The following is a 7,873-nucleotide window of genomic DNA, read 5'->3' as shown; positions in this document are numbered from 1 at the left end:
TTCATGCCAGCCTTCTCCGCTTGGCCGGCTGCGCTTGCCAGACCAGCTCCGCCGGCCAAGCTATCCGTGGCGGAGCGGCCCACCGTGCACTAACTTTACCCTTGGACCACCTCGTGGGGGCCGATCACCTTCTTCATCCACCTCGATTGGGTCTTCCGCAGCCTGCCCGAGCGACGGGAGAAGCTGGCGAGCTACGAGCGCCAGCGCGCGGGGCGGGCGAGCATTTCGAGCAGTTCCACACGCCCAAGCTGCACGATCCGGGGGACCGGAGCCTGACGTCGTTCACGACGGCCGAGTTCCGACGGCTTGTCCATGCACTCGTTCATCGACCGGGCGCGTGATGCAAGCCACGCAGGGGCTAGGGGCACGGAGCGGAACGGTAACCGGGGTGTTCCTCACTGTGGTCTTAGCGCAATGTGGCGCCAGGATCGTCGCCTCGTTGCGGTTTTCCCGTGAGAATGCCTCTTCAATGAGCAGATCGCTCAACTCTGCCCATTGACTGAATCCTCGGGATTCATACAGTCAGGGTATGGGGTTAACTGCATAGCCGCATTTCGTCAGGTCGGGAACGATGTTCAGCAACCATCAGCGCCTCTCTAGCCCAGAAGTTCAGGAGCTCCGCCGCGAGGCCGGTCGTCTTCTGAAGTCTCTGCGCGAGGCGCGGGGCCTTTCGCAGCGCGACTTGTGCGCGCTCGTGGGCGGTGGCGTCTACACTTTTATCTCTCAGCTGGAGACCGGCCGGGGCCGGATCCCGCCAGACAAGTTCCGGGTCTGGGCGGAGGCTTTGGGTATCGAAGCACGGGACTTCGTCAGGATGATTCTGCCCTATTACGATCCTGAGACAGCAGCGATTTTATTCGATCCTGAGGCTCAGCCGGCCCAGGGCGCGGCGGTTGAAAAAGCGGCCGTGAAGCCGGGGCTTCGTCTCGTATCCCCCTGATTGCTGCCGGGCCGCTCGTCCGCTTCAGTCAGGGACTGGCTCGAGGCGCATCCGGGCATCACTGTCGTCAGCCGGGACGGGGCAGGCCCCTACGCCGAAGCCGCCCTCAGCGGCGCCCCCCGCTGCCATTCAGGTCGCCGACCGCTGGCACCCTTCTGGTCAACGTCTCCGAAGCCCTCCGTTCCGTCGTTGTGCGCCACCAGACACAGATCCAGCAGGCGGCCGGACTTCGCGGTCTTCTTCCGGTAGCATACCAGCCGTGCCCGCTCCCACGCCATCTCTCTCGCAAGCGAGCGAGAACCGCCCTAGGCGCTTCGACGATGTCCTGCGTATCCATGCGGAGGGTCTGCCGATCCTGCAGATCACGCACCGGACCGGGCTGGCCCGCAACACGGTGCGCAGCTACCTGCGGGCCGGCACGTTCGTCCCGTATCGCCGAGCGCTGGGACTGCTTCTGCTCGACCAGCATCGCAGCTTTGCCTAAGCCCGTTGGCAGGAGGGGCTCCGCAGCGGTGCCGCCTTGCACCGGGAACTGCGGGCGCGGGGCTTCGGTGGTGGTGTCGATATCGTTCGACGTTGGATCGCTTAATGTCGAGAGACCGCACCGGATCGCTTTCGATGGCGGCACGGTCGTGCCGGCTTCGACCTCCTGCAGCAGCGGGGGCTTCATGTTGCATGATCAACAGCCAGGAGCCGGTGCAACTCTACCCATCAGCCCCCAATCGCCCGTCAGCACCGGAAGTGCGGATGAACCAATATTCAACGCTGTTTGACAACCGCAGAGCCGGAAACTGGCCAAGAAGGCTTCCCCATCCAACCCTGAGGCTGGGTTCATTGACCACGCCCTGGATTAAGCTTGGGGTCCAGCACTTAGGTTGGATCAGCTAATGCTGCAGGCTTGACCGAGACTTGCTACAGGTCGAGGTTGGGGTTCCTCGTTAATAGCATAATCCTTGGTACCAAATTGCCCCTCATATCTGAGGCGCGGGTGATGCTCACTGCATCTTGGGCTTGTCGTTTGAACCTTCATCCGCCTGCTCAAGCGGGGTGACTGCCCGTACCTGTGTCAACAGGGTGATCGAGCTCTGCGCTGCGAGATCTGCAGACATGACGAAGGTGAGCTTGGCGCCTCCGATCAAGGTCAGGACCAAAGTGGGCAGGTTGGTCGCCGCGTCGACCTGCCCCTCGACCGAGGCCACCGGCAATTGGCCGGAAGAGATCGGAGTGCCCTCCGGCAGGCTTTTGCCGATGCTGCAGATGAAGCTCGACATCAGAAGCGAGCCAGCGAGTTCAGATGCGCCGGCCGTGTCGATATCGACATTCGTCGTGTGACCACCGAGCGTGAAGTTCAAACGTGGGACGACGTTCTTGCTGATATCGACATAAATTCCAAGTTGATCGGTTGGATTAGCCATTGCTGGGTCCTTTTTCTGTCTGCGCGCCCTGAGCGGCGGCTGTCTAATCTTGGGATGGAATAGCGCTCAGCCCGAAGCGCTCGTTCCCGTTTCGGGGAGTACGCTTGTCTTGCCCTCTGGAGCCGCGCGTCAATGACATAATGGTGCTCACGGGAGGGATGATGGCACCGCTTGTGTGACCCGCCCCTCAGCCTTGCCGTGAAGGGTATAGTGAACCCAGGGCTCGAGCCCTCCGGCCATCACGTCAGGGTAGCGGGCGAGATAAGCGATCGCGTCGAAACCAGGCCCGGGCGACCGCCCCTCAAAACTGCCGTGCTCCAGGAAATGCGCGAGGGGATCCATCCCAGCGGAGGCCACGTCGAGGTTGCGAGCCCGGTACCAAGTCGCATCGAAGAGACGGGCGGCTAGAATGGCCTCGCGTCGCTTGCGCTGCCGGGCAGCGGCTGCGCGGCGTTCCCACCAGGTTTTCGGCTGAGGAGGTTTGGGCAGGGAAACGATCGGTCCTGATGCGGGCTCGGGAGCCCGTGACGCAGCGGACGGCGCCAGCGAACCGGACGGGCCCGTAAAATGGTCAGCCTCGCTTAGGATCGCGGCGGAGAGTGCGTCCCGTGCGGCGAAGAGAGTTCGGCGACGCGCCGCGGCCTGCGTGAACTGCTCGCGCAAGTCGCTCTCATCGAGGGAAGTCGAGGCGTGCGTCATCAAAGCTCCCGAAGGCGATCCGCGATCGCTGCGCCATAGGTGGCCCAGGTGTCGATCGCACGGGTGAGAACCTGACGGTTCAGGACGTCGCGCAGATCCGCATTCACAATCATCTGCTCGAGCGCGGCCGTCACCTCGGACACGCTTGCCATGTTGACGGTCAGGCAGCCCCCCGTCTCGGCGAGTTCCGCCATGACCCCGCCTTCATGACACAGACACGGGCGCCCCATCCACAGGCTCTCCATGATGGGCAAGCCGAAGCCTTCGGCGAGTGAGGGATACACCGTGAAGCTGGCGCGCGCGTAGAGGGCCGCGATCGCCTCGTCGGTCAGGATGCCGTGCCAGACCAGGCGATCGTCCGCCCGTTGGGCCAGACGCACCCAATCCGCCAGGCCCTCGGCTCCCCCATAGCTGTTGCCCACGAGGTTGAGCCTAACCGACAGGTCCGGCCGACGCCGGCGCAGGGTCTGGAATGCCTCAATGAGAAGCCGGTGGTTCTTACGCGGCTCGATCGTCGAGACACAAAGGATCTCGACCGTCTCCGAGGGCTCAGGCGCCGTTCGCACGCGAGGATGGTCACCGAACTGGGCGGGCAGCCAGATGGTTTCACGCCGCTCCGGGAGGACTTCGCCCGCCTCGCGATGCCAGCGCTCGCATTCGCTGAGGCTGAAGCCTGAGATCGCGTAGAGGGCATCGGCCGCGCGCAGTGCCGCAAGATAAGCCGGAAATGCCGCGGCGACGGCCCCGTCGACGTAACGGGCCTCGTAGACCGGCAACATGTCGTAGAACAGAAACGCCGCCCGGTAGCCTTGCGCGCGCGCCCAGGCCACGCGCGCTGGGCCCGTTCCATCGAGGATGACCTCCGACAGGAACAGGATGGGATCGCGCGTGCTGTGAGGATCGCCCGCACCAGTCAGCCGTGACAGCGGTGCGGGATCGCCGAACGTGTCGGCGGTCAGCCCAATCCAGTCACGAGGCCCGGCATTGCTCGACAGGAACGGATAATTGTACCCCGACAGACGCTCGTAACGGCTCTCCTGTTCGTTCCAGCGTACGAACAGAAGGTCGAACTCCACGTATTCCGCAAGCTGAGCCGCGAGCCGACGCGTCACCCGGATCACGCCGGAATTGGCCGGATCGCGGGCCGAGTTCGAGACGTCCATTAGGACGAGGCGGCGGCCGACTTCCCGTTCGGGCTGCTGGTGAGCATGCAGCGGCTTCAGGATGGCGTGGGTCCACTGCGCGAGCGTTGCGGCCCAGGTGAACCGTTCGCGAAACTGCGCGAAGCGTTGCAACGCGGTGACCGTCTCGGGGACGCCGTCGGTGAGAAGCGAGACGGCTTTGCGCACCATCTCGGCCTGGGACTGGCACAGGAACCACGGGTCGGCGATCACCTCGGGGTGAGCACCAATGGAGAAGGCCAAGACAGGCCGGTCCAGCCACTGCATCTCAGCGATGGGAAGGTTGAATCCTTCCCACAGTGAGGGACTCAGGCCCAGCGCGCACCGTTCCATCACGGCCTGCAAGCCCGGGTCGCTTATGGTCGGAAGTAAGGTGACGACGTCGCTGAGATCGTTCGGCACGGGGAAGGTGTCGGGCCCGACCAGCAGCAGGAGGTGCGCGTCGAGGCCCGCGGCCCGCACGTCGCGCAGCACCTCAAAAGTTGCCGGTGCGTTCTTGTAGCCCGTGGGCTCCGCACGGCCCAGCGCCAGGATCAGCTGGGTTCCCGCGGCCGAGTGCGCGTCGAGCTTGGCCAAGAGCTTGGCCTCGCTCTCAGCCTGTTGGCTGTCCCTCGCTTCAGCCGGGGACCGGGCCATGTGATCGCCCCCGAGGAGGACGGTCCGCACGCCGTGTCCACCGCCCCGATCGGGCTCCGTCTGGCTTTCGCGAATGAAGCGGCTGATCGGCAGGATGGTGTTGATCGCCGGGAGTGTGCCCTGGCGCAGTCGCCGCAATTCCTGCTGCACCGGCAGGGCCTCGTCCGGGATACCATCGTGGGGCACCGCGCCTGCATCGATGAAGTGGCTGGCGACCCCGGCGGCGCTCGCCCGCGCGGCGATTCCAAAGAACGGCCACCCGCCTGTGACGATCGTGTCGACGGGCGCCTCGATCCAGGCCGCGAGGAGTTGCTGCGCGACATGGGCATCAGCACCGGCAACATCGAGTCCTTCGGGAAGCGGGATCTCGAGGATGTTATCACTGATCCGCTCAAGCACCGCCCGGTCGCAGCGGCAGCACGCAAAGGATACCTCGACGCCATTTGCCACGAGGTGCTCGGCCAAGAGCACGAGGATGCGGTCCACGCCAAAACGCGCGAGGAATCGCTCGTTGGCAATGAGAACGCGGGGCTTTGCAATCAGACGAGCATTCGGGCTCACGTAAGTGCTCGCACCGGCAGATGGAAACTGGCGCGGGGGGCGATCGCATTCAGAAAACGAGCCGTGCTCGTTCCGGCACACGACAGGCCCGGTTGATTTCCAGGCATGTCCTGCAGAGCGGCAATCTGGCCGACGGCTTCGAGAAGCGAGGCATAGACACCGACCACACTCCCGGCTTTGGTCGCGTCTGCGAGAGGTGAGTCTTGTGGGGCAAGGACCGGGATTCCCGCGCGTAAAGCTCGCGTCACAAGCGGCAATTCTGCCGTGCCCGTCTCTCCCCATAGCCACAGAAGCTGAGCCTGACGCCAAACCGACGAACCCGCCCAGGCGTGCCAGACAAAACGCACGCGTCTATCCATGTCCTCCGCCAAGTGGAACCGACCCAACATCATCTGGAGCTTGCGCGAAAAAGCCGGGGATGGTGCCCGCCCCGCGCACACGACCACGATGTCGTCCGCTTCGGGTGCTGCGGCAGGAAGCGTCTCGTAGAGGGTCTTGAGGCGGTCCAGCGTATGGGCTTCGTCGAAACGGACGCGGCGCTGCGCGTTGTGGGTCCCGAAGCGTTGGACGAGGTCCGGATATTGGATGAACCGGCGCATCGCGTCAGCAAGATCCGTAGTATTGCCGGGCTCGACCAGAAAGCCCGACTGGTCCTCATCGACGAGTTCGCGATTGCCGCCGATCCGGGTGGCGATCTGAGCGGTTCCCGAGGCGATCGCCTCAAGGAGGGTGACTGGCTCGTTCTCCGGCCAATGCGAGGCCAGCACGACGACGTGGGTACGGGCAAGGCAGGCAAGCGCCTCAGCATGCGGCAGCCGGCCGGCAAACTGCACACCCGTTCCAAACCGGCCCGCGGCGATGTCTTGTGTCAGACCGTCCCCGAGATGGCCGTGCCCGGCGATCGTCAGTTGCCACAGCCCATCTAGGGCGGGATCCTGGGCCAGCGCCTCGGCCGCGTTCAGCAGCGTCGCAATGCCCTTGTGCTCGCCGAGATAGCTGAAACAGGTGAACCGGATCGGCGGGATCGCGGGCTTCGTCTCGACAGCGATCGATGTGGTCGGGATGCCATTCGAAAGATGCTGCACCGGCCGGGATACGACCTGCGTGCTCGCGAAGGCCTCAGCAAGGTAGGCGCTCGGGCTTAGCAGCTGATCGGCTTGAGACAGGCACCAGGCCACGTAATCGCGCCGCATGCGGATCGGCAGGATCTCGCCCTCGGCTGCACCCATCGCGGGTAAACAGACCGCGCAGTCTTCACTGTCGGTGCAGAGCCGGCCATCATTGCGCAACAGCGTATTCTTGAAGCAGAAGCCGCCATGGTCGTGAAGCGTGACGATGACTCGGGCGCCGAACGCCTTCGCGGCGGGGATCAGGTTATAGCCAAGACCCGCAACGTTGTGGAAGTGTACGAGATCAGCTTGATGCGTGGCGAGCACCGAGAGGAAGCGCCTCTCCTCCTCGGGTCGGTAAAAATTCTCAGAGGGGTGGAGCGAGGTCAAAGCCAAGCGATAGATCGGGAAGTCATTCCCCGATTCCAGCGTTAGGGATCCGGGCTCCCGTTCCCCCTCGGCATAACCGCCCGCGAACACCGCAACCGTATGCCCCTCAGCGGCCAACGCAGTGGCCTGGCGATGGGCCACGATCTCGGCACCACCCATGACAACGGGTGGAAACAGGTTGCTGACGACAACGATCCGGCTCACCGAGCATCCTCACACACTGACTGGAGGCTCCTTAAAGGATGGGTGGCTTAGCGCAAAATAGTGAGGTCCGGTCCACAATGGTGAAGGCAGCGGATAGAGGTTCTCGCGCTCTGGCGTATCTCGGCCGCGCCGGTACGTGGGGTTGGGTCGAGGTAGGCCAGCCCGAGGCCGCCCCAGATCTCGCCGGACGTTTCGGTCACGGCATGCTCGATGATCTGGCCTGGGATGAAGTCGCAGTCGACGAAGTGCAGGTGGGGATTGGCGGACCAGTCGACGGCAAGGATCCCCCGTCGCGTGTCCGGGTTGCCGGAATCATGCATGAGGATCACAAGTGGCTCGGTCGGCTGGTAGGCGAGAACCAATTCGAGGTCGCGCTTGACGCCAGAGGTCGAGTGATCTGCGTCGATCAGAACAAAGTTGAGGGGGATGCCGCGCGCCTGGAAATCCGCGAGCGCCTCTGGAATCAAGGTCTGGGACGGTCCTATCCGCAGATCGACATTGTGGGGGATCGGGAACCGGCCGCGAACCTCCGGGTCGATATCGATTGCAATGATCTGACCGGCATATTGATGGGTAAGGCTGAGACTGCCCCCGTGATAGACGCCCACCTCGAGCGCGCCCTTCGGACGGACCCGCGACAGGACCCCTGTCAGCCCGATGCGCTCCCATTGCATCATTTGCCAATGGTCACCGAGCACGCCCGGAAACATGAGATCATCGAACATTGCGAACCTCTGG

The 7,873-nt window shown here is 63.9% G+C and carries 7 protein-coding genes; 2 read left to right on the top strand and 5 right to left on the bottom strand.

Annotated elements, in window-relative coordinates; genetic code table 11:
* Positions 1–571: 571 nt before the first annotated feature.
* Both FV222_RS01285 and FV222_RS01280 read left to right on the top strand, forming a co-directional pair.
* Positions 572–940 carry a helix-turn-helix transcriptional regulator gene (locus FV222_RS01285; RefSeq protein WP_147752984.1) on the top strand — a complete coding sequence of 123 codons (369 nt, stop codon included), beginning with the start codon at positions 572–574 and terminating at the stop codon, positions 938–940.
* Positions 941–1,199: 259 nt separating this feature from the next.
* Positions 1,200–1,424 carry a hypothetical protein gene (locus FV222_RS01280; protein ID WP_147812724.1) on the top strand — a complete coding sequence of 75 codons (225 nt, stop codon included), beginning with the start codon at positions 1,200–1,202 and terminating at the stop codon, positions 1,422–1,424.
* A 511-nt stretch (positions 1,425–1,935) separates the two neighbouring features.
* Here the strand turns inward: FV222_RS01280 and FV222_RS01275 are convergent.
* The 5 genes from FV222_RS01275 to FV222_RS01255 form a co-directional block, all read right to left on the bottom strand.
* A complete protein-coding gene (locus FV222_RS01275) occupies positions 1,936–2,355 on the bottom strand; it encodes a hypothetical protein (RefSeq protein WP_147752982.1) in 420 nt (139 codons plus the stop codon).
* A gap of 147 nt (positions 2,356–2,502) precedes the next feature.
* Positions 2,503–3,054, bottom strand: a complete 552-nt coding sequence (locus FV222_RS01270) for a hypothetical protein (RefSeq protein WP_147812723.1) — start codon at positions 3,052–3,054, stop codon at positions 2,503–2,505.
* Positions 3,054–5,432: a glycosyltransferase gene (locus FV222_RS01265; RefSeq protein WP_187277162.1), complete on the bottom strand. Its 2,379-nt coding sequence runs from the start codon at positions 5,430–5,432 to the stop codon at positions 3,054–3,056. The genes FV222_RS01270 and FV222_RS01265 overlap by 1 nt, the downstream gene beginning before the upstream one ends.
* A complete protein-coding gene (locus tag FV222_RS01260; RefSeq protein WP_147812721.1) occupies positions 5,429–7,135 on the bottom strand; it encodes a glycosyltransferase in 1,707 nt (568 codons plus the stop codon). Before FV222_RS01260 ends, FV222_RS01265 begins: the two co-directional genes overlap by 4 nt.
* A 47-nt stretch (positions 7,136–7,182) precedes the next feature.
* The gene (locus tag FV222_RS01255) at positions 7,183–7,860 is read right to left on the bottom strand and encodes a class I SAM-dependent methyltransferase (RefSeq protein WP_147812720.1); all 678 of its coding nucleotides are present in this window, start codon (positions 7,858–7,860) and stop codon (positions 7,183–7,185) included.
* Between the last annotated feature and the right edge of the window lie 13 nt (positions 7,861–7,873).

The sequence above is a fragment of the Methylobacterium sp. WL103 genome, from assembly GCF_008039885.1.
Taxonomy (GTDB): domain Bacteria; phylum Pseudomonadota; class Alphaproteobacteria; order Rhizobiales; family Beijerinckiaceae; genus Methylobacterium; species Methylobacterium cerastii.
Note: the sequence above shows the minus strand (reverse complement) of the source record. Positions and strands in the feature narration are given on the sequence as shown.